The 20755-nt window shown below is 60.2% G+C and carries 21 protein-coding genes, 2 pseudogenes and 1 riboswitch; of the genes and pseudogenes, 10 read left to right on the top strand and 13 right to left on the bottom strand.

Features of this window, described 5'->3' with window-relative positions; genetic code table 11:
• Window positions 1-103: 103 nt before the first annotated feature.
• From ORD17_RS06260 to ORD17_RS06240, 5 genes and pseudogenes are all read right to left on the bottom strand, one after another.
• Window positions 104-964, bottom strand: coding sequence for a phosphoribulokinase (locus ORD17_RS06260; protein WP_308389996.1), 861 nt, complete (start codon window positions 962-964; stop codon window positions 104-106).
• A gap of 88 nt (window positions 965-1052) precedes the next feature.
• Window positions 1053-1879: pseudogene (gene metF, locus ORD17_RS06255) on the bottom strand (methylenetetrahydrofolate reductase [NAD(P)H]).
• Window positions 1879-3285: an adenosylhomocysteinase gene (gene ahcY, locus ORD17_RS06250; protein WP_308389995.1), complete on the bottom strand. Its 1407-nt coding sequence runs from the start codon at window positions 3283-3285 to the stop codon at window positions 1879-1881. The pseudogene metF and the gene ahcY overlap by 1 nt, the downstream one beginning before the upstream one ends.
• A 17-nt stretch (window positions 3286-3302) precedes the next feature.
• A riboswitch (S-adenosyl-L-homocysteine riboswitch) is annotated at window positions 3303-3382 on the bottom strand.
• Window positions 3383-3391: 9 nt separating this feature from the next.
• Complete coding sequence (metK, locus tag ORD17_RS06245; RefSeq protein WP_308389994.1) at window positions 3392-4561, bottom strand: methionine adenosyltransferase; 1170 nt, start codon at window positions 4559-4561, stop codon at window positions 3392-3394.
• A 112-nt stretch (window positions 4562-4673) separates the two neighbouring features.
• Entirely contained in the window at window positions 4674-5273 is a 600-nt protein-coding gene (locus ORD17_RS06240) for an outer membrane beta-barrel protein (RefSeq protein ID WP_308389993.1), read from the bottom strand.
• A gap of 100 nt (window positions 5274-5373) precedes the next feature.
• Here ORD17_RS06240 and ORD17_RS06235 point away from each other — a divergent pair, with 100 nt between their 5' ends.
• Entirely contained in the window at window positions 5374-6318 is a 945-nt protein-coding gene (locus tag ORD17_RS06235) for a carbohydrate kinase family protein (protein ID WP_308389992.1), read from the top strand.
• A gap of 1 nt (window position 6319) precedes the next feature.
• Here the strand turns inward: ORD17_RS06235 and ORD17_RS06230 are convergent, their stop codons facing one another.
• Complete coding sequence (locus tag ORD17_RS06230; RefSeq protein WP_308389991.1) at window positions 6320-6706, bottom strand: rhodanese-like domain-containing protein; 387 nt, start codon at window positions 6704-6706, stop codon at window positions 6320-6322.
• Window positions 6707-6849: 143 nt separating this feature from the next.
• Between ORD17_RS06230 and ORD17_RS06225 the strand changes: the two genes are divergently transcribed.
• Entirely contained in the window at window positions 6850-9360 is a 2511-nt protein-coding gene (locus tag ORD17_RS06225) for a glycogen/starch/alpha-glucan phosphorylase (protein WP_308389990.1), read from the top strand.
• A gap of 37 nt (window positions 9361-9397) precedes the next feature.
• On the top strand, window positions 9398-10927 hold the full coding sequence (gene gpmI, locus ORD17_RS06220; RefSeq protein ID WP_308389989.1) for a 2,3-bisphosphoglycerate-independent phosphoglycerate mutase: 1530 nt from the start codon (window positions 9398-9400) through the stop codon (window positions 10925-10927).
• A gap of 5 nt (window positions 10928-10932) precedes the next feature.
• Here the strand turns inward: gpmI and ORD17_RS06215 are convergent, their stop codons facing one another.
• The gene (locus tag ORD17_RS06215) at window positions 10933-11253 is read right to left on the bottom strand and encodes a hypothetical protein (RefSeq protein WP_308389988.1); all 321 of its coding nucleotides are present in this window, start codon (window positions 11251-11253) and stop codon (window positions 10933-10935) included.
• A gap of 27 nt (window positions 11254-11280) precedes the next feature.
• On the bottom strand, window positions 11281-11871 hold the full coding sequence (locus tag ORD17_RS06210) for a hypothetical protein (protein WP_308389987.1): 591 nt from the start codon (window positions 11869-11871) through the stop codon (window positions 11281-11283).
• A 245-nt stretch (window positions 11872-12116) separates the two neighbouring features.
• Here ORD17_RS06210 and ORD17_RS06205 point away from each other — a divergent pair, with 245 nt between their 5' ends.
• From ORD17_RS06205 to ORD17_RS06175, 7 genes and pseudogenes are all read left to right on the top strand, one after another.
• Window positions 12117-12356 carry a peptidoglycan DD-metalloendopeptidase family protein gene (locus ORD17_RS06205; protein ID WP_308390066.1) on the top strand — a complete coding sequence of 80 codons (240 nt, stop codon included), beginning with the start codon at window positions 12117-12119 and terminating at the stop codon, window positions 12354-12356.
• Window positions 12357-12376: 20 nt separating this feature from the next.
• Window positions 12377-13795: a S41 family peptidase gene (locus ORD17_RS06200; RefSeq protein WP_308389986.1), complete on the top strand. Its 1419-nt coding sequence runs from the start codon at window positions 12377-12379 to the stop codon at window positions 13793-13795.
• 21 nt (window positions 13796-13816) lie between these two features.
• Complete coding sequence (locus tag ORD17_RS06195; protein ID WP_308389985.1) at window positions 13817-14389, top strand: DJ-1 family glyoxalase III; 573 nt, start codon at window positions 13817-13819, stop codon at window positions 14387-14389.
• Between the two features lie 49 nt (window positions 14390-14438).
• A complete protein-coding gene (locus ORD17_RS06190) occupies window positions 14439-15215 on the top strand; it encodes a peptidylprolyl isomerase (RefSeq protein WP_308389984.1) in 777 nt (258 codons plus the stop codon).
• Between the two features lie 114 nt (window positions 15216-15329).
• A complete protein-coding gene (gene clpS / locus ORD17_RS06185; protein ID WP_308389983.1) occupies window positions 15330-15638 on the top strand; it encodes an ATP-dependent Clp protease adapter ClpS in 309 nt (102 codons plus the stop codon).
• Between the two features lie 3 nt (window positions 15639-15641).
• A pseudogene (locus ORD17_RS06180) lies at window positions 15642-16457 on the top strand (Clp protease N-terminal domain-containing protein); the annotation flags it as partial.
• Window positions 16458-16534: 77 nt separating this feature from the next.
• Window positions 16535-17890, top strand: coding sequence for an AAA family ATPase (locus ORD17_RS06175; RefSeq protein WP_308389982.1), 1356 nt, complete (start codon window positions 16535-16537; stop codon window positions 17888-17890).
• Here ORD17_RS06175 and ORD17_RS06170 read toward each other — a convergent pair.
• Genes ORD17_RS06170 through lpxK form a run of 5 tightly spaced genes read right to left on the bottom strand, consistent with a single transcriptional unit; the run spans window position 17887 to window position 20755 of the window.
• Window positions 17887-18300, bottom strand: a complete 414-nt coding sequence (locus tag ORD17_RS06170; RefSeq protein ID WP_308389981.1) for a hypothetical protein — start codon at window positions 18298-18300, stop codon at window positions 17887-17889. The two genes, ORD17_RS06175 and ORD17_RS06170, sit on opposite strands and share 4 nt — an antisense overlap.
• Window positions 18281-18805, bottom strand: coding sequence for an inorganic diphosphatase (gene ppa / locus ORD17_RS06165; RefSeq protein ID WP_308389980.1), 525 nt, complete (start codon window positions 18803-18805; stop codon window positions 18281-18283). The genes ORD17_RS06170 and ppa overlap by 20 nt, the downstream gene beginning before the upstream one ends.
• Window positions 18802-19578, bottom strand: coding sequence for a 3-deoxy-manno-octulosonate cytidylyltransferase (kdsB, locus tag ORD17_RS06160; protein WP_308389979.1), 777 nt, complete (start codon window positions 19576-19578; stop codon window positions 18802-18804). The genes ppa and kdsB overlap by 4 nt, the downstream gene beginning before the upstream one ends.
• Window positions 19575-19757 carry a Trm112 family protein gene (locus ORD17_RS06155; RefSeq protein WP_374693394.1) on the bottom strand — a complete coding sequence of 61 codons (183 nt, stop codon included), beginning with the start codon at window positions 19755-19757 and terminating at the stop codon, window positions 19575-19577. The genes kdsB and ORD17_RS06155 overlap by 4 nt, the downstream gene beginning before the upstream one ends.
• A complete protein-coding gene (lpxK, locus tag ORD17_RS06150; RefSeq protein ID WP_308389978.1) occupies window positions 19754-20755 on the bottom strand; it encodes a tetraacyldisaccharide 4'-kinase in 1002 nt (333 codons plus the stop codon). Before lpxK ends, ORD17_RS06155 begins: the two co-directional genes overlap by 4 nt.

Below are 20755 nucleotides of genomic sequence, written 5' to 3'. Positions count from 1 at the left end.
AGTAGCCAATTACGCGACAATTGCAAGGCGGCGCGCAGTGAATTCTCCAGAAAAAAGCCGAGGAGACAGCCTCGGCTCCCTGAACCCCATTCCCGCCTGGAACTCAGCGCTCCGACAACATCCGCTCGATACGCGGCCCGAGAATCAGCTCCATGGCATAGCCCATTTTGTTGCCCGGAACGACGATCGTATTCTTGCGCGACATGAAGCTACCGGGAATCATCTGCAGCAGATATGGGAAATTCTCCTCCTTGTGGTCGCTGAAGCGAATCACCACCATACTTTCGTCCGGGGTGGGAATGTCGCGGGCGATGAAGGGGTTGGAGGTATCCACCATCGGTACCCGCTGGAAGTTGATATGCGTGCGACTGAACTGCGGGGTGATGTGGTGGATATAGTCGGGCATACGCCGCAGGATGGTATCGACAATGGCCTCGGCCGAATAACCGCGCTGGGCGTTGTCACGATGGATCTTCTGGATCCATTCCAGATTGACCACCGGCACCACCCCCACGAGCAGATCGACATAGTTGGCTACATCGTGTTCCTCGGTTTTCACGCCGCCGTGCAGACCTTCATAAAAGAGCAGGTCTGTACCCGACGGAATGTCCTGCCAGGGCGTGAAAGTTCCTGGCGCGCTGCCGCGCAGCTCGGCCTCGGCATCGTCATGCACGTAGTAACGCATCTTGCCGGTGCCGGTCTCGCCGTATTGACGGAACAGGGCCTCTAGCGCGCCAAAATCATTCCCCTCCGGTCCAAAATGGCTGATGGTCTTGCCCTCGGCGGCAGCTTTGGCGATCGCTTCGCGCATTTCGACGCGATTGTAACGGTGGAAGCTATCGCCCTCGATCACTACCGGGTTGACATCCAAGCGGTGGAAGATATCGTGAAAGGCATGTTTAACGGTCGTGGTACCTGCACCCGAGGATCCAGTCACCGCAATGACGGGGTGTTTTTTGGACATGGAACTGCTCCTTGATAGGCAAAGAAAGGGTGGCGCGCGGCAGACGCGGCGAATTAGCGAAGAGTGTATATCAGCGCGGTGGAATCGCTCAAATATCCAGACGTTGCGCGATGGCGAGGGTAGCGTCCGCTTGGTTCAAAGTGTAAAAGTGCAGCCCTGGCGCCCCCTCCCGCAGCAGGAGATCGCACTGGCGCGCGACCACGTCGGCAGCCACTTCGCGCTGCGCCTCCGGCTCATCGGCGTAGGCTTCCAGCAGTAAGCGCAAATAGCGCGGAATCTCTGCTCCACATTGGGCGGAAAAACGAGCAATTTGCTCATAATTGTGGATGGGCATCACCCCAACCAGGATCGGCACCGTTACCCCCGATGCTGCAATAAATCGCGAAGTTGCAGATAGGCATCGGGGTTATAAAAATACTGGGTGATGAGCGCATCGACCCCAGCCTCGACTTTGGCTACGAGATAGTCCAGATCGGCGCGCGCATGCTGCGCCTGCGGATGGACCTCCGGATAGGCGGAAGCAAAAATCTCGAAGCCACCAAAGTCACGGATGAAGGCGACGAGATCGCTGGCGTGACGAAAAAAGCCCGGATTCTCCATACCTTCCGGCAGGTCACCGCGCAGGGCAACGATCCGCCGCACTCCCCAGTCTCGATAACGCTGCAGAAGCTCCCGAATCCCCGCCTCGGTAGAACCGATGCAGGTGAGGTGCGGCACTGCCTCATAGCCATCCTGCTGCTGGATGAGGCGCACCGTAGCCAGAGTGCGCTCCTGGGTGGAACCGCCAGCGCCATAGGTAACCGAGGCATAGGCCGGGCGCAAGGCCGCCAGGGCGGCCATGCTCTCGCGTAAGCGCTCTTCGCCCGCCGAATTCTTCGGTGGAAAAAACTCCACCGAGATTTCCGGCGCCTTCATCAGTAGCGGTAGGCGTCGTTCTTGAACGGGCCGTCCACTGGCACGCCCAAGTAATTCGCCTGCTCCGCAGTCAATTGCGTAATCACTCCGGCAAAGCCCTCGACCATGTAGCGTGCCACCTCCTCGTCGAGCTGCTTGGGCAGCACATCCACCCGTATCGCCTTGGCCTTTTCCGCGTCGGACAACTTCGCAAAGCCTGCCTGATACAGGTGGATCTGCGCCAAGACCTGGTTGGCAAAGGAGCCATCCATGATGCGGCTGGGGTGGCCGGTGGCGTTACCCAGATTCACCAAGCGTCCCTCGGAAAGAAGAATCAGGTAATTATTGCTGGCTGGATCAACCGTACTGCCACTGCTCGCATCGCGATAGACCTTGTGCACCTGCGGCTTGACCTCTTCCCATGCCCATGCCTTGCGCATGTACGCAGTATCGATCTCGTTGTCGAAATGACCAATATTACAGACCACCGCACCATTCTTCAGCGCCGCCAGCATGCGACTGTTGCAGACGTTGAAATTGCCGGTGGCGGTAACCAGCAGGTCAGTCTGCGCCAGCAACTCCCGGTTGATGCAGGCGTCCGACCCGTCATCCACACCGTCCCGATAGGGCGACACCACTTCGTAGCCATCCATGCACGCCTGCATGGCGCAGATCGGGTCGACCTCGGTCACCCGCACGATCATCCCTTCCTGGCGCAAGGAAGCGGCGGAACCCTTGCCGACATCGCCATAACCCAGCACCAGGGCGCGTTTGCCGGAAAGCAGGTGATCAGTAGCGCGCTTGATGGCGTCATTCAGAGAGTGACGACAGCCGTATTTATTGTCGTTTTTGCTCTTGGTCACCGCATCATTGACGTTGATGGCCGGGATCTTGAGACTGCCTTCTTTCAGCATTTCCCAGAGGCGATGAACACCGGTGGTGGTCTCTTCCGAAACGCCGTGGATTTCACTCAACAACTCTGGATGCTTTGCATGCAAGAGACCGGTCAGGTCACCGCCATCGTCGAGGATCATGTTCGGCCTCCAGCCCCCTGGGCCGGTGATGGTCTGTTCCACACACCACCAGTACTCTTCTTCGGTCTCGCCCTTCCAGGCAAAAACCGGGATCCCCGCTGCGGCAATGGCCGCTGCCGCCTGATCCTGGGTAGAGAAGATGTTGCAGGAAGACCAGCGGACTTCCGCCCCGAGGGCCACGAGGGTTTCGATGAGGACGGCAGTCTGGATGGTCATGTGGATACAGCCGGAAATCCGGGCACCTTTGAGGGGCTGTTCGGCACGATATTTTTCGCGGATCCGCAGCAAGGCGGGCATTTCCGTCTCGGCAATGCGAATCTCCTGACGTCCCCAGTTGGCCAGGGACAGATCGGCAACTTTGTAATCAGCTTGGTCTTGCAACACGGCATTCATCGGGATATCACTCCTTTGAAAGACGAGCGCGGTTGTAGCAAAGACCCGTGCCGAGCCTGACCATCAGACCGCGATGGCTGCAGCGCCCCTCGGCACGGGCAGGAAATCAGTTCAGACCTGCCGCCGCGCGTAAGGCAGCGGCACGATCGGTGCGCTCCCAGGTAAACTCCGGCTCTTCACGGCCAAAGTGCCCATACGCGGCGGTCTTGCCGTAAATGGGCCGCAGCAGATCCAGCATCTGAATGATGCCCTTGGGGCGCAGGTCGAAGTGCTCGCGCACGATGGCGGCGATACGATCGTCGTCGATCACGCCGGTACCGAAGGTGTCGACCATCAGACTGACCGGCTGGGAAATGCCGATGGCATAGGCCACCTGCACCTCACAGCGCTTGGCCAGGCCGGCGGCAACGATATTCTTCGCCACGTAGCGACCGGCGTAGGATGAGGAGCGATCGACCTTGGAGGGATCTTTGCCCGAGAAGGCACCGCCACCGTGGCTACCCTGACCGCCATAGGTATCGACGATAATCTTCCGTCCGGTCAGACCGCAGTCGCCCACGGGTCCGCCAATCACGAAACGGCCCGTAGGGTTGATGAAGTATTGAGTGCCCTTGTGCAGCATCTCTGGCGGCAAGACCGGCTTGATGATTTCCTCGCGCACGGCTTCCACCAAGTCACTGTGGGTCACATCCGGGCTGTGCTGCGTCGAGAGAACCACCGCGTCGATGGCCACTGGGCGGCCATCCTCGTAGCGCACCGTCACCTGACTTTTGGCATCCGGACGCAACCACGGCAAGCGGCCATCCTTGCGCACCAGGGCCTGCCGTTCGGTCAGGCGGTGCGCAAAGTAGATTGGCGTGGGCATCAGCACGTCGGTTTCGTCGCAGGCGAATCCAAACATCAGCCCCTGATCGCCGGCTCCCTGATCCAGGTCCAGGCCAGCACCCTCATCGACGCCCTGCGCAATGTCCGGCGACTGTTTGTCGAGAGTCTGCACGACGGCGCAGGAGGCCCAGTCAAAACCCATCTCCGAGGAATCGTAGCCAATCCGGCGCACCGTCTGCCGCGCCACGTCGGCGTAGTCCACCTGCGCCGTGGTGGTGATCTCGCCAGCAAGGACGATCAAGCCGGTGGTGATTAGCGTTTCGGCAGCGACTCGCCCCCGCGGGTCCTGCACCAGGATCGCATCGAGAATGGCGTCGGAAATCTGGTCCGCCACCTTATCGGGATGGCCTTCGGATACGGACTCGGAGGTGAAGAGATGGGTTTTGGACATGCGGACGACTCCTCGGCTGCTGGCGATGTCAATCGCAGAAAAGTGAGGCAAATATAGCAGAGGGTCAAAGCACAAGAAACTGAAAGGCGCTCATTGCCAGCGCGAAAAACCCTCAAGACCCGGATTGCGTCGGCGCAACGATGGGGAAGACGCGCTTTCCTTCACTGCCGCCCCAAAAATAGGAGATGCCGCCCGTGATTTGAATGTTGTTCAGCGGCCCGCCCTGCGCCTGCGGGGTGTCGAACAAAAGGTGATCTTGCACACCGAAACGCAGGCCGAAGTGATCCCCGATGCGCTGCTCATAGCCAAGGCCAAAGATCCCCATCAGCGATGTTCCCCGACCAATCTGTTGGTTGAAGACGTCACTCGAAGCGCCAAGCCCTAGGGAGAGGTACGGAGAGGAATCCCCGGAAAAGGTATAATAGTTGCCGATAACGGAACCACTGTACTGATTGGCGTTGCCTTGGTTCTGATCTTGGAGTCGCGCAAAGGCCGACGCCACCTGCGCTTCGATACCCAGATGCCGCCCCAGACGCTGCCCGACACGCAGACCTACCGTACCCCCGCCATCGAGGTGGCTACCTGAGCCAAAGAACGTGTTGCCGCCAAACAGGTTGACATACGGCTGGTCCGGGGCAGCCATTGCCGAGGCTGGCAGCGCTACCAGCCCAGCAAACAGCAATCCAGAAACAAGCCCCAAACCCCACATCATTCGCACCTGATCATTACATTGTCGTACAATGGCTACATTCTAGTCCTCAATCGTGCAAATTACCACTAGTATCCGTTGCAAAAAATCAACAGGAGATTCCATGCCGACCCTCATCTGTGGTTCCCTCGCCTTCGATACCATCATGGTCTTTCAGGACCGCTTTCAGGAGCACATCCTGCCCGATCGCGTGCATATGCTGAACGTGTCCTTCACCGTACCCGAGATGCGCCGCGACTTTGGCGGTTGCGCCGGCAACATCGCGTACAACCTCAAGCTTCTCGGCGGCGAGCCGCTAATCGTCGGCACCGTTGGCCAGGACTTCGGCCCCTATGCCGAACATCTGCAGCATCTTGGCATTGCCCGTAGCCATATTGTGGTCCGCGACGATCAATATACCGCACAGGCGTTCATCACCACGGACCTCGATGACAACCAAATCACCGCCTTCCATCCTGGAGCCATGATGCAGGCGGGCAGCAATCGTCTTGCTGGTCGCATACCGGCAGGTAGCCGCTGGGGCATCGTCGCCCCCGACGGACTCGATGCCATGGTGCAACATCTGAGCGACCTGCGCAGCGCCGGGGTGCAGACCATTTTCGATCCCGGCCAGGCATTACCCCTCTTCGACGGCGACACCCTGCGGCGGATGATCAGCGAGGCCGACTATCTCAGCGTCAACGACTACGAATGCGGGATGATCCAGTCGCGCACGGGTTGGGACCTGACAACCCTGCGCGCCAAGCTCAAGGCATTGATCGTCACGCAGGGCGAGAAGGGATCCTCTATTTACCAAGGCGCAGAAGAAATTCGGATTCCTGCCGCCAAGGCCAGTGCCGTCGTCGATCCCACCGGCTGCGGTGACGCCTACCGCGCCGGCCTACTCTATGGCCTGGAGCACGATTTGCCGTGGGCTACCTGCGGCCGCATTGCGTCGCTGATGGGCGCTTACAAGATTGAGGTTGCTGGCACCCAGAACCACCACTTCACGCACGCCGAGTTTGCGCAGCGTTACCAGGACAGTTTTGGCGCGGCATTACCTGCCTGATTCAGATTTCGATGGGCTTATCCTCGGCCTCCCAGACGACCATGCCGCCGGCCAGGCTGTAGACCTGGGCGAAGCCCATCTGCGCCAGGGTAACGGCGGCGAAGGCTGAACGAGTGCCACTGTCGCAGTAGAGCAAGACTCGACGCTCCCGCGCCCGGGACAATTCCGGGTGCGCCTTGCCATACTCGAGGTCCGCCAGCGCCTCCAAATGACCGCGCGGGACATGATAGGCTCCAGGCAATCGCGCTCGACGAAAATCCTCCGTTTCACGCACATCGACGATCAACACATCTTCGCCGGCGTCCAGCCATTCCTCCACCGTATCGCAATCAACTTCAGAGATTTGTGCCCGCGCCTCGCGGATAAAGTCTGCCAAAGATTTTGCCATCTGTTTGCTGCTCCCCAGTCGCACCTTGCCAGAGCGGCTACCATGGCGAGGAAATCTGCAAAAGGCAAGCTTGCGGACGCTTCTCAAGGCCATAAAAAGGATCTATGCTGAGCTTGAGTCCGGCAGCGAAGAAGGAGTCCGTCGTGATACGCAAACGCAGCAAGAACGCCGAATGTACTCTCCCTCCTCTGGGCATGGATGCCGAGGCCCTTTGTCAGGACACCCAACACTATCTTTTCCGCAGCCTGGGCATTGCGCCCAGCGAGGCGGCTGCCGACAAGTTTTCGCGTAGCGTCTATATCGCCCTGGGCATGGCCCTGCGGGACCGACTGGTGGAGCGCTGGAACCAAACCCAGGAACAACGCGCAGCAATGCAAGGGAAACGGGCGTTCTATCTTTCCCTGGAATTTCTCCTCGGACGCAGCCTGAACAACACCCTGCTCAACCTGAAACTCGAGGATGCCGCCGAGACGGCACTGAGCTCGCAAGGGTGGCAGCTGGCGGAGCTGGCCGAAAAAGAGGCTGATGCTGGCCTCGGTAATGGTGGCCTCGGCCGCCTGGCTGCCTGCTTTCTCGACAGTTGCGCAAGCCTCGCCCTGCCGGTTACGGGCTATGGCATCCGCTACGCTTATGGCATGTTCCGCCAGGAAATCATTCATGGAGAACAGGTCGAAGAGCCCGACCACTGGCTGAAAAATGGCTATCCTTGGGAGATCAGACGTCCAGAGCGGGTGCGCCGCGTTTCCTATGGCGGGCGCAGCGAAGCCTATCTCGACGCTGCCGGCAAAAATCGCTTTCGCTGGGTAGATACCCACGATGTTCTGGCCGTGCCCTACGACATCCCCATTCCCGGCTATGCCAATGGCATCGTCAATACCTTGCGCCTATGGCGTGCCGCCGCCACCGACGTTTTCGATCTCGGCGAGTTCAACGCGGGAGCCTACCCCGAGGCAGTTGCCGCGAAAAACGCCGCCGAGCACATCAGCATGGTACTCTACCCCAACGACAGCAGCGAAAACGGCAAGGAACTTCGTCTGCGCCAGCAGTATTTCCTCGCCTCTGCCAGCTTGCAGGACGTACTTGCCGACTGGGTGGCGAACCACGGTAGAGATTTCTCCCGCTTCGCCGAGAAGCACGTCTTTCAACTCAATGACACCCATCCCAGCATCTCGGTGGCCGAACTCATGCGCCTGTTGATCGACGAGCACGGCCTGGCTTGGGACCGTGCCTGGAAGATCACCAGTAACACCATGGCCTATACCAATCATACCCTGCTCCCCGAAGCGTTGGAGCGCTGGCCGGTGCGACTCTTCCGCCAGCTCCTACCGCGGGTGTTGGAGATCATTTACGAGATCAACGCGCGCTTCCTACGCGAGGTGGCCCGCACCCACCCCGGCGACAGCAGTCTGCTCAGCCGTATCTCCTTGATCGAAGAGGGCCCGGACCCAATGGTGCGCATGGCCCATCTGGCGGTGGTCGGGAGCTTTTCGATCAACGGCGTTGCTGCTCTGCATACCGAGCTTCTCTGCCAGGAGCTGTTTCACGACTTCTACCAGCTCTGGCCGGAACGCTTCAACAACAAGACCAATGGCGTCACCCCGCGCCGCTGGCTGCAGTCTGCCAATCCCGAGCTGTGCAAGCTGATCAGCGCCAAGATCGGCAGTGACTGGCAGCGGGACCTGGCCGGGCTGCAAGCGCTGGCGCCCTTTGCCGATGACGGTCGGTTTCGCAAGAGCTGGGCCAAGATCCGCGCCGCCAACAAAGCAGCGCTCTTCGACATCATCGGCGAGCAGACCGGGGTGGCCATGATCCCCGGCGCCTTGCTCGATACCCAGGTCAAACGCATCCACGAATATAAGCGCCAGTTGCTCAACGCCCTGCATGTGGTGCACCTCTACGACCGCATCAAGCGCGGCGATCTAGATGCTTTCACGCCGCGCAACGTGCTCTTTGCCGGCAAGGCGGCGCCGGGATATTTCATGGCCAAACGCATCATTCGCTTCATCAACGAAATTGCGCGCACCATCAATGCCGATCCTGACACCGATGGTCTGCTGCGCGTGGTATTTCTGCCCGACTATCGGGTGTCACTGATGGAAAAGATCTGTACCGCCACCGACCTTTCCGAGCAGATTTCCACTGCTGGCAAGGAGGCATCAGGTACCGGGAACATGAAATTCATGATGAACGGGGCATTGACGATCGGTACCCTGGATGGTGCCAACATCGAGATCCGTGACGCCGTGGGCGGTGACCACTTTTTTCTCTTTGGCCTGAATGCCGAGGAAGTCGCTCACCTGCGCAGCCAGTATCAGCCGCAGTATTTCGTCGATGCCGACCAGGATCTGGAGCGTGTCCTGCAGCTCATCCGCAGCGGCTATTTCAATCCCTATGATTTTGGCCTTTTTGATTGTCTGCTGGACGCCGTCCTTTCGCCGCATGATCCGTGGATGGTGCTGGCCGACTTCACCAGTTACAAGCAGAAACAGCAGGAGGTAGCGGAACTGTGGCGAGATCAGGACGAATGGCTGCGTTTCAGCATCCGCAATACGGCGGCGAGCGGGATATTCTCCAGCGATCGCACCATCCGCGAATACAACGCTGATATCTGGCATCTGACGCCCCTGGTAGCGGACGGCGCCAGTCTTGGCTAGAATCCGCGGGTGTCGGAACAGTTTGTGAAGGAGTCAGGTGAATACATTGTCCGTTCGCCCCGTGGTATTGCTCATTCTCGATGGTTGGGGCTATCGCGAGGCTGCGGAAGACAACGCCATTGCGCTGGCGCACACGCCGCACTGGGATAGCTGGTGGAGGACCCACCCGCACGCCCTGTTGCAGGCATCCGAGGCTTCGGTGGGCCTGCCCCGCGGGCAGATGGGAAACAGCGAGGTAGGGCACATCAACATCGGTGCCGGTCGGGTCGTCTATCAGGAATACGAGCGGATCAATCGTTCCATCGCCGACGGTAGCTTTTACCGGAATGCCGCGCTGGTGCAGGCCGTAGATGCGGCGCAACAGCAGGGAAAGGCGGTACACATCCTTGGGCTGCTATCTCCCGGCGGGGTCCACTCCCACGAAGATCACCTGATCGCTGGCTTGCGCCTGGCACGGGAACGCGGCGCCGAGCGGGTTTATCTGCATGCCTTCCTGGACGGGCGTGATACCGCTCCGCGCTCCGCAGCGGCATCCCTACGGAAAGTAGAAGACGCCCTGGCGCGTGAGGGCGGCCACCTTGCCACTCTGATTGGTCGCTACTACGCCATGGATCGCGATCACCGCTGGGATCGTATTCAAAAGGCCTACGATCTCATTACCCAGGGTATTGGCACAGAATATCCGAGTGCCGAAACCGCCCTGGAGGCGGCCTATACTCAGGTGGAAAGCGACGAGTTCGTGCCTGCGGCGCGGATTGGACCCGCAGTGCGGGTGGAGGACGGAGACAGCCTTCTCTTTCTCAATTTTCGTTCCGATCGCGCCCGCCAAATCACCCGCGCCTTTGTTGAACCGGACTTCTCCGGCTTCCCGCGTGCCGTCGTGCCGAAACTCTCGGCCTTCGTCACCCTGACAGAGTACAGCGAGCAGCTTCCCGTACAGGTGGCCTTTCCACCAAGCCGCCTGCGCAATACCTTTGGAGAATGGATTTCCCGCTTTGGGATGCGGCAACTGCGTATCGCCGAGACCGAGAAATACGCCCACGTGACGTTCTTTTTCAACGGTGGCGAAGAGCAGGTTTTTGAAGGAGAAGATCGCATTCTCATCCCCTCTCCCAGCGTCGCCACCTATGATCTACAACCGGAAATGAGCGTACGGGACCTAGCGGATCGTCTCGTTGCCGAGGTGCAGACCGGTCGTCATGACGTCATCATCTGTAATATTGCCAACCCCGATATGGTCGGGCACAGCGGCAAGCTGGAGGCCGCCAAGGCCGCCGTGGAGGCCGTGGATCAGGCTCTGGGCCGCATCGTACCGGCGGTGCGGGCGCGCGGCGGTGAGGTGCTGATCACGGCGGACCACGGCAACGTCGAGCAGATGCTCGACCCCGACACCGGGCAGGCACACACCGCGCATACCTGCAATCCTGTGCCCTTGCTCTATATTGGTCGCCCCGCTCGCCTGCAGGAAAGCGGCGCGCTGGAGGATCTCGCTCCCACGCTACTGCAGCTGCTCGGTCTACCCAAGGCCCCGGAAATGAGCGGGAAAAGTCTCATCGAGCATACGTGAAAGATCTAACCCCTCCTGCCGTCCTGCTGGGCAGTGCCCTTCTCTGGGTAGGCATCGGCCCCGCCCAGGCGAGCAATTTGCCGCAGAAAATCCACGAGAACAAGGCCCGCCTGGAGTCCATCCACCAGAACGTGTCGGCGCTGCAGGCGCAGTTGGCGGATAAACAGAAAACCCAGGCAGAACTCCGCGCCGAGATCGCACAACTCGACCAGCGCATCCATTCTACCCACGTTCAGTTGAGAAAAATCGAAGGGCAGCGACAACAGACGCAACAAGAAATCGATAGGCTGCAAGGCCAGATCGATAAGCTGCAACAAGAACTGCAAACGCAGAAAAAAATCCTTGCGGATCAGTTACGCGCCGCCTACATGTTGGGTGGGGAAACCCCACTTGCGGTCTGGCTGCAAACGGAAAAGCCAGCCGAAATCGGGCGTCTCAGCGTCTACTACCAAGCCTTGGCCAAGGCGCGCCTGGAATTGATCGCCAAGACCCAGGCTACGGGCAAAGAGATCGTCAAGACGCAGGATCAAAAGAAGGTACAAGAGTCGCACCTCGCGCAACTGGCAGCGCAAACGCAGCACCAGGAGGCGACGCTGGAGGTCCAGCGCAATCAGCACGCCGCACTGGAAGAACAACTGGTGCGGCGCATAGCCGCCGATCAGGCCAAAATTGCCAACCTGCAGGCAAATGCCAATATTCTGAACGGGCTGGTGCAGCGGCTCTCCGCCCAATACGCACAGCAGCTCGCGGCGGAGAAGGCGGCGGCCGAAGCCGCAGCGCGCAAACGGGCAGCCGAACGTCTGGCGGCAGAGCGGCGGGCGGCCGAACAAGCTGCTGCCCGGGCGGCGGCCGAGAGACGCGCGGCCGCGCGCGCCGCGGCGCAGCAGCGTGCCGAGATCGCAGCCAAGGCGGCTGCCGAGCAAAAACGTGCCGAACAGCTGCAAAGAGAGCTACACCAGCCGCCCCCGCCGACTCCGGTGCGGCCTCCACAAATTGCCACGGTTCCGCCGGTCACGCCCAGCATTATCCCGCCCTCCACCAGCACCGTTGGTCGCGGCAGCTTTCCCCCTCCAGTCAGCGCGCCGGTGCGTCATCTCTTTGGCACCCCCGGGTGCAGGGTGGACCAAACTGGCAGGGAATCACCTTCGCCGCGCCAACCGGGACGCCCGTGCACGCCATCGCCCCGGGCATGGTCCTATACGCCGGTCCGTTGCGTGGTTATGGCGAGATCGTCATTGTCCAGCAAGCCAACCTCGTTCTGGCCATCTACGGGCACTTGGCCAAGTCGGCGGTACAGGTCGGTCAGAAGCTGCAAACCGGTAGCTTGGTAGGCGCAGTCGGCAGCGGCGGCGAAATGGCCGATGATGGCCTCTACCTCGAGATCCGCAGCCAAGGTCACCCTGTCAACCCATTGGATTTCATTCGCTAGTAGCGCAAGGTTCTGGAACCATGATGACGACGCGTATCCTGCAAATCTGTTTACCCGTCCTGACCGTCGCGGTCCTGGCCCTGGGTTCAGCTCCCGCCCAGGCGGAAGATAGCCAGACCATTCCCCTCAAGGAAATCCAGACCTTCAGTCAAGTGTTTGCGCTGATCAAATCGGATTACGTCGATCCGAGCTCCGATCAGCAATTGATGCAAGGGGCCATCGCCGGCATGGTGCATGCCCTGGATCCGCATTCTGCCTACCTGACTCCGAAGGAATGGAAACAGATGCAGGTCTTTACCGATGGTCGTTTTGGCGGCGTGGGCATTGAGATCACCCCAGATCATGGGCTCCTGCGGGTGGTCACGCCCATCGACGGCACCCCCGCCGCCCAGGCCGGGATTCATGCCGGCGATCTCATCATCAAGATCAATGGCAAAGCGGTGGAGGGTCTGGGTCTGCAGAAGGCGGTGGACGAGATGCGTGGCAAGCCGGGTAGCCAGGTCAGTCTCACCCTGCTGCGGCCGCACAACAGCGTTCCCCTGCAAGTCACCCTGACGAGAGCCATCATCAAAGTACAGAGTGTGCGCTATCAGATGATCGCGCCCGACTATGGCTATCTGCGTATCAGCCAGTTTCAGGACAATACCGGCAATGCCGTGCAGTCGGCCGTCAAACAGCTCGAAAGGGATGCCAAAGGCAAACTGAAAGGGCTCATTCTCAATTTGCGCAATAATCCGGGCGGGGTACTGCAGGCGGGAGTGGAAACTGCCGACACTTTCCTGAATCATGGGCTGATCGTCTACACCAAAGGCCGCACTGGGGAGAGTGATATGCGCTTTCGCGCCCATGGTCCCGATCTGTTGCATGGTGCCCCCATGATCGTACTGATCAACGGGGGTACGGCTTCTGCCGCCGAGATCGTGACCGGCGCCCTCAAAGATGATGGTCGCGCCTTGGTGCTCGGCAGTCGCAGCTTTGGCAAGGGTTCCGTGCAGTCCGTCATCCCTCTGGATAACGGTGGGGCGCTCAAACTGACCACGGCGCTCTATTACACGCCGGCAGGCTGCTCTATTCAGGGGCAAGGAATCGTGCCCAATGTCGCCATCGTCCCCAGCAACCCGGAAGAACGGCAGATCGATGCCGCCTTGCTCAAGGAATCGGAATTAGAGGGAATGCTCAAGGCCCCGAATCAGTGTCAGAAGGTTCAGCCGCAGTTCCAGATTGCGGAGCCAACACCGACCGCCACCAGCCAGCAACAGCAGACGCCGTCCGAAGGTCCAGATCTGGCGACAGATTTTGTGTTGCGCAAGGCCCTGGAGATTCTGCAGGGCAATGCCGTCGACGTTGTGCAGGATGGCAAGTCGGTAAAAAAAGTCATCCCGTTACCGATCTATCCTAGCCGGGATAAAACCGCCGACGCCAAGGTCAAAGACGCCTGAATGGGAATGCAGGGGGAGAAGATGGCGCCAGCACCAAAAGTGGTCATTCCGATAGCCGACGGCTGCGAGGAGATGGAGGTCGTGATCTGCGCCGACATTCTGCGCCGCGCCGGGGCAGAGGTCTGGCTGGCTGGAGTGGATGGCACAGCTGCGGTCACCGCCTCCCGCGGCGTGCGCCTTCTGCCGGATTGCAGTTGGAGCGAATGCGCCGACGCGCCGATGGATCTACTGCTGCTCCCCGGTGGCGCGGGTGGGGTGGAGCGCCTGCGGCAGTCCACCAGCCTGCGTAGCAAAATCATCGAACGCAGCGCAGGTGCAGAGAAGGTCGCGGCCATTTGCGCCGCTCCCTCTTTGCTTGCCGAGCTGGACGTTCTGCGTGACAAAAGGGTGACCAGCTATCCCGGCGCCCTCGACCCGCAGAGCACAGAATATCAGTTCCAGACCGCGGCCGTCGTTGTCGATGGTGCTCTCACCAGTTCCCGCGGTCCGGGCACCGCCATGGATTTCGCTCTCGACCTCGTCGTCCAGCTCTTTGGCCGGGAACGGGGAGTGGAGGTGGAAGCGGCTTTGCAAAGGCCGTCGGTTTACCTTTGATCTGTCCCCATGGATAATGCTTCGTCTCAATCAAACTGAAGGAAAACGCATGAAACTTCGCGCAGTTGTTCTCGCCGGCATGGTCGGTGCTTTCTCTTTGCCCGTCTTCGCTGCTCCTGCGGCCACCGTCAATGGTCATGCCATCGACAACAGCCAGGTGCAGGAAATCATGAGCATGAGTCCGGATCTCGCGAAAGAGCCCAACGCTCGCGAGCAGGTCATTCAAAATCTGATCAACATGGAAGTGCTGTCGCAGTACGCGGATCAGCACGGCCTGGCGCAGTCCGCTGACGTGCAGGAGCGCCTCAGCCTAGCCAAGCGGCAGATTCTGGCGGACGCCGCGATCGAATCCTATGTCAAGGCCCACCCGGTTTCCCAAACCGACGTCCAGAATGCCTACAACAAGTTTGTTGCGGCCATGGGCAAGAAGGAATACGAAGTACGCCACATTCTGGTGAAGACCAAGGCTGAAGCGGACAAGATCATGGCGGATCTGAAAGCAGGCCAGAAGTTCTCCAAGCTTGCCGAAAAGTACTCTATCGACAAGGGCAGTGCCGCACACGGTGGAGAGCTCGGCTGGATCGTTCCCGGCATGGTGGTACCACCCTTCGCGCAGGCCGTGGAAACGGCGCCCATCGACAAGCCCGTGGGTCCGGTACAGACCCAGTTTGGTTATCACATCATCGAAGTGCAGGCTACCCGACCGGTCACCCCGCCTTCCTTGAGCTCCATGCAAGACCGTATCAAGGCCCAGCTGCAGCAGCAGGAGGCCGCCAAGTTCGTAGCGGATCTGCGTAGCAAGGCTACCATCAACATCACCAAGTAAGTCGTCGTTACTGCGGCGGTCCAAGGGTCGAAGGGGTTTCTCTTCGGCCCTTTACCTTGCCTGGAGCCGGATCAGGCGCCACAATGAAGAGACAGAGTTTTCGGGAGTACTGGTGTGGCAACGCGAAGAAATCCTCAGCAACCCGTCCTGGAGCGGCAAACGCAAACCCGCGAGCCGCGCCTGTATCGGGTCTGTCTGCTCAACGATGACTTCACCCCCATGGACTACGTGGTACGCATCCTCGAAGAATACTTTCACAAGAGCCACGAAGACGCCTTCCAGATCATGATGGAGGTGCACAATCAAGGCAAAGGCATCTGTGGGGTCTACCCCTTTGATCTCGCGGAAACCAAGGTCACCCTGGTCACGGCTGATGCCCGTCAGCATCAGCATCCCTTGCGCTGTACCATGGAAAAGGAGTGAGCGATGATCGACAAGCCCTTGGAACAGTCCATCAATCAGGCATTTCAGACGGCACGCGAATTTGGGCATGAGTATGCCTCGGTCGAGCATCTGCTGCTGGCCTTACTCGACAACCCGGCGAGTCAAGAGGTACTGGATGCCTGTGGCGCCGATCGCAAGCGTCTCGGGCGCGAACTGCGGGGATTCCTGAGCAAGAAAATTCCTTCCCTGGGGCAGGCCGGCACCGTCAACAGTCAGCCCTCCATCGGTTTCCAGCGAGTCATTCAGCGCGCCCTATATCATGTGCAGTCGGCAGGCAAGGATGCCGTCACCGGCGCCAATGTGCTGGTCGCTCTCTTCGCCGAGCGGGAATCCCATGCCGTGTACTTCCTGCAGAAAGAGCATGTGTCGCGGATGGACGTGGTCACCTACCTTGCCCACGGCCATCCCCGCGACGACAGCCAGGAAGAAAGTGAAGAGCCAGAAACCGACAAAGAGCAGGGTAAGTCGGGCAAGGATCCGCTGTCCGCATATACACGCAATCTCAACGCTCTGGCCCGGGCCGGGCGCATCGATCCGCTCATTGGCCGCGCCCACGAACTGGAGCGCGCACTGCAGATTCTTGCCCGCAGACGCAAGAACAACCCGCTCTTCGTGGGGGAACCGGGGGTCGGCAAAACCGCCATCGTCGAGGGCTTGGCGCGTGCCATCGTGTACGGCAACGTGCCGGAAATTCTCGAAAATGCCACCATCTATGCCCTCGATATGGGCGCCCTGATCGCCGGGTCCCGCTACCGCGGTGACTTCGAGGAGCGCCTCAAGGCGGTGCTCAAGGCCCTGCAACGACAACCCAAGGCCATCCTGTTCATTGACGAAATCCACACCATCGTGGGTGCCGGCGCCGTTTCCGGGGGGCTATGGATGCCTCCAACCTGCTCAAACCCGCCTTGGCAGCAGGTGAACTCAAGTGTATCGGTGCCACCACCTACCAGGAATTCCGTCAGCATTTTGAGAAAGACCGCGCCCTCAGCCGACGTTTCCAGAAGATCGACGTACCGGAGCCGAGCCCGGATGAGGCGGTCGAGGTCCTTCGGGGCCTCAAACGGCACTTCGAGAATCACCACCACCTACGCTATACCGACGCCGCCTTGCGGGCTGCCGTGGAATTGTCGATCAAGCATATCCACGACCGGCATCTGCCCGACAAGGCCATCGACGTCATCGATGAGGTCGGCGCCGCGCAGGCTCTGCTGCCGCCATCGCGACGTAAAAAGAGCATCGGCGTTCATGACATCGAAGAGATGGTGGCGAAAATGGCGCGTATCCCGGGCAAGTCGGTCTCTCTCGACGACCGCACGGCACTGAAGAACCTCGAGCGCGATCTGGGGCTGGTGATCTTTGGTCAGGATCGCGCCATCCGCGAGCTGAGCGCCGCCATCAAACTCTCCCGTGCGGGGCTGCGGCACGCCGAGAAACCGATCGGCGCCTTCCTCTTTTCCGGTCCGACGGGCGTCGGCAAAACCGAGCTGACCCGGCAGCTGGCACAGCTTTTGGGTATTCCCTTGCTGCGCTTTGACATGAGCGAGTACATGGAGCGGCATAGCGTCTCCCGCCTCATTGGCTCGCCGCCCGGCTATGTGGGCTACGACCAGTCTGGCCTGCTCAGCGATGCGATCCTGAAACAGCCGCATGCCGTTCTTCTCCTCGATGAAATCGAAAAGGCACACCCGGATATTTTCAACGTGCTCCTGCAGGTGATGGATCATGGCAAACTCACCGACGCCAGCGGGCGGCAAGTCGATTTCCGCCAGGTGATCTTGGTCATGACCACCAATGCTGGTGCCGAGGAACAGGGAAAGGCAGCGATCGGCTTCGTCCAGAAGCCAAACGAAACCGGCAAGGAGATGGAGAGCATTCGGCGGATCTTCGCGCCCGAATTCCGCAACCGCCTCGACGCGATCGTGCCCTTCTCACCCCTGGCGCGCGAGGACATTCTGCATGTGGTCGACAAGCTGCTCATGGAGCTGGATGAACAGCTTCTGCAGAAGGGATATAGCCTGGAGGTCAGCAGCGAGCTGCGCGACTGGCTGGCGAAGAAAGGCTACGATCCACTCATGGGTGCGCGGCCAATGGCGCGTCTGATTCAGGAGGAACTGAAAAAGCCGCTAGCGGAACACATCCTCTTTGGCGATCTCCCCAAGGGCACGCAGATCCGTGCAACGCTGGAAGGAGACAAGGTCGTCCTGCGTCTGCCGGAGACCGCTCCCGTCTAACGCTGGCGGCGCCAGTAGGGCGCCAGCAGGCGGGCCTCCGGTACTTCCTCGAGAATGGCGGCAGGTATTTCTACGGTCAGCCCCGGACGTGCGCGGATACTCACCCACAGCAAATTCATGCGGAGATTGATGTCGGCAAAGACCACCCAATTCTGGTAGCGCTGCAAGACGCCGCCCACTAAGCGCAGGGTACGCAGTTGCCGGTCGCGACTGTGGCGCCGCAAGCCCGGAAAAAGCATGCGGAAGTCGGCAAGCAGGTTGCCATATTCGTCGCGGCTGGGAACGCGCTGCCACAACGGCCCATCAGCTTCCAGTCGGCCCCAGGGCAAGGCAGCAGGCACGACACCAGAGGCCGGGACCAGGAAGGTACCGGCGGTCTCTGCGCAAGCCTTAGCCCGGGAAGCGGGCAACGTCCTTTTTGATGATGTCACGGGCGGCTTCAGCACCGGACCAATCCTTGAGTTTTACCCATTTGCCAGGTTCGAGATCCTTGTAATGCTCAAAGAAGTGCCGCACCTGATCGAGCAGGGACTGCGGTAGATCCTTGACGTCCTGGATCGCCTCGTAACCCGGTGCAATCTTGGCATGGGGCACGGCAATCACCTTCATGTCCAGACCCTTCTCATCTTCCATCGTCAACACGCCTACCGGACGGGCACGCAGGACCGTGCCGGGCGCCACCGGCTGCGGCGCAACGACCAACACATCAGTGGGGTCACCATCATCCGACAGGGTATTGGGGATGAAGCCATAGTTCAGCGGATAGTGCATGGCGGTAAAGAGAAAACGATCGACAAAAACGGCTTCCGACGCCTTGTCGACCTCGTACTTGATGCTGGAGCCTTGCGGAATCTCAATCACGACGTTGATATCATCGGGGACTGCCTTACCGGCAGGGATCTCTTTCAATTTCATGCAGAACAATCCTCCTGGGTGGAAAATGCGGCCCGCACCCGGGCCAGGTCCGCAGGGGTATCGACCCCAATCGGCGGAACGACGTCGCTACAGCATACCCGAATTCGGTAACCGCGTTCGAGTATTCGGAGTTGTTCCAGCGACTCCAGCTCTTCCAGGGCCGCGCGCGGCCAGCGGGCATATTCCTGTAGAAACCCTGCTCGATAGGCATAGAGGCCAAGATGTCGCCAGTGCTGACCAGCTGGCAGTTCGGCACCTTCTGTCAACGGGTAGCGATCACGATCCCAGGGAATGGGTGCCCGGGAAAAATACAAGGCATCCTTTGCGGCGTTCAGCACCACCTTGACGGCATGGGGATCGACCAGATCTTCCCAGTGGGTCAAGGGCACTGCCGCCGTTGCCACCGCAAGGCCAGCATCTCCCTCCAGAGCTGAAGCCACGGCATGCATCAGGCTCGCCGGCATCTGCGGCTCATCGCCTTGCAGATTGACGATGATCTCCTCGGCCGGCAGCCCAAGAATCTCGGCCGCCTCGGCCAGACGCTCACTACCGCAACGGTGACGCGCGTCGGTCTGTACCGCCTCACCGCCATATGAGCGCACTGCAGCCAGAATCTGCTCGTCGTCTGCCGCGACGACCACGCGCTCCGCGCCACTGGCCAGCGCACGACGACGCACCCTCTCGATCATTGGCAGTTCGGCAATGGGCAGTAGCATTTTTCCCGGAAGGCGGGAAGACGCCATACGCGCCGGGATGAGAACGGTAAAGCTCACTGGCTTTCGCCATCCAACGGTTCCGCATCTTCCAGCAGGAGGACCGGTATGCCATCGCGGACAGGAAAGCGCAATTTGCAGTGCTGACAGCAAAGGGCGCGCTGCTCTGCGCAAGGCTGGAGGGATCCTTTACAGGCCGGACAGGCGAGTAGGTCGAGTAAACGGCGATCGATTTTCACTGTGGACTCCTCAAGGTAGCCAGCCGCTGATCGAGCCAGTGGCCGAAAGATGGCTCCCAGTGGATGCCGATCTCCAGCACCCAAGTTTCCGGTAGACCAGCCAATTGCGCACATTTTACGGCATCCTTACGGGTGATGACGAGGGGAGCGGGTATACCTGCCAGATCCTGCTGGCAAAAGACATGATGGTCGGGGAAGGCATGCAGGGTTACTCGCGCCCCCAAGGACTCCAAGGTATGCTGGAAACGCTCTGGCCGGGCAATGCCCGTCACGGCATGGACATGGCGATTGCACAACGCCTGCAGTGGTACTTCCTGCGTGGAATCGGGCAATCGCGACAGGCGCGTAACCTGCTGCTCGAAGCGAAAACTGGGCAGTTCGACACCCACGAGCTCTGCACTGCCAGCAGCGGCATCGTCGCAGAGGAGAGCGTCGGCATCGCGTAGGGCCGTTTTCCCTTCGCGCAGGGGACCGCCCGGCAGGCAACGACCATTACCCAGGGGTCTTTCCCCCTGCAGCAGGACCAGGGAGAGACTGGGCTGCAGCACCAAATGTTGGAAGCCATCATCGAGGACAACGATGTCATGTCCCGCGGCGGCGGCGGCCGCAATCCCAGCATGGCGCGCGCGACTCAGATAAACCGGCGCCACAGTCCGCAGCAGCAGTGGCTCATCACCTGCACACGCGGGAGAATCGTCCGCGAGCACGACATAAGGCTCCTGCGCTGGGTGCGCGCCATAGCCACGGCTAATAGCGGCTGGATGCCAGGAGTGGCTTTGCAAGTAACGGAGCAAGGCCATCGTTACAGGGGTTTTCGCACTACCCCCAACGTTGAGATTGCCGACGACGATGCTCGGCAAGGCTCCGGGTAGACGCCTCGCCCGTGCTCGTCGCCGCGCTGCCAAGGCACAATAGATGGCACCCAAGGGGCGCAGGAGATCGGCAACGACACCACCGGCGTACCACTGCCGCTCCAGCTCCTGACGCCAGGTCAGCAA

The sequence above is a fragment of the Acidithiobacillus sp. AMEEHan genome (assembly GCF_030996345.1).
Lineage (GTDB): Bacteria > Pseudomonadota > Gammaproteobacteria > Acidithiobacillales > Acidithiobacillaceae > Igneacidithiobacillus.
Note: the sequence above shows the minus strand (reverse complement) of the source record. Positions and strands in the feature narration are given on the sequence as shown.

What these genes read in the sequence shown, in the direction of transcription:
- ORD17_RS06260 (WP_308389996.1), bottom strand. Translation starts at nt 964, where the DNA reads ATGTCCAAAAAACACCCCGTCATTGCGGTGACTGGATCCTCGGGTGCA.
- ahcY (WP_308389995.1), bottom strand. Translation starts at nt 3,285, where the DNA reads ATGAATGCCGTGTTGCAAGACCAAGCTGATTACAAAGTTGCCGATCTG.
- metK (WP_308389994.1), bottom strand. Translation starts at nt 4,561, where the DNA reads ATGTCCAAAACCCATCTCTTCACCTCCGAGTCCGTATCCGAAGGCCAT.
- ORD17_RS06240 (WP_308389993.1), bottom strand. Translation starts at nt 5,273, where the DNA reads ATGATGTGGGGTTTGGGGCTTGTTTCTGGATTGCTGTTTGCTGGGCTG.
- ORD17_RS06235 (WP_308389992.1), top strand. Translation starts at nt 5,374, where the DNA reads ATGCCGACCCTCATCTGTGGTTCCCTCGCCTTCGATACCATCATGGTC.
- ORD17_RS06230 (WP_308389991.1), bottom strand. Translation starts at nt 6,706, where the DNA reads ATGGCAAAATCTTTGGCAGACTTTATCCGCGAGGCGCGGGCACAAATC.
- ORD17_RS06205 (WP_308390066.1), top strand. Translation starts at nt 12,117, where the DNA reads ATGGTCCTATACGCCGGTCCGTTGCGTGGTTATGGCGAGATCGTCATT.
- ORD17_RS06200 (WP_308389986.1), top strand. Translation starts at nt 12,377, where the DNA reads ATGATGACGACGCGTATCCTGCAAATCTGTTTACCCGTCCTGACCGTC.
- ORD17_RS06195 (WP_308389985.1), top strand. Translation starts at nt 13,817, where the DNA reads ATGGCGCCAGCACCAAAAGTGGTCATTCCGATAGCCGACGGCTGCGAG.
- ORD17_RS06190 (WP_308389984.1), top strand. Translation starts at nt 14,439, where the DNA reads ATGAAACTTCGCGCAGTTGTTCTCGCCGGCATGGTCGGTGCTTTCTCT.
- ORD17_RS06175 (WP_308389982.1), top strand. Translation starts at nt 16,535, where the DNA reads ATGGATGCCTCCAACCTGCTCAAACCCGCCTTGGCAGCAGGTGAACTC.
- ppa (WP_308389980.1), bottom strand. Translation starts at nt 18,805, where the DNA reads ATGAAATTGAAAGAGATCCCTGCCGGTAAGGCAGTCCCCGATGATATC.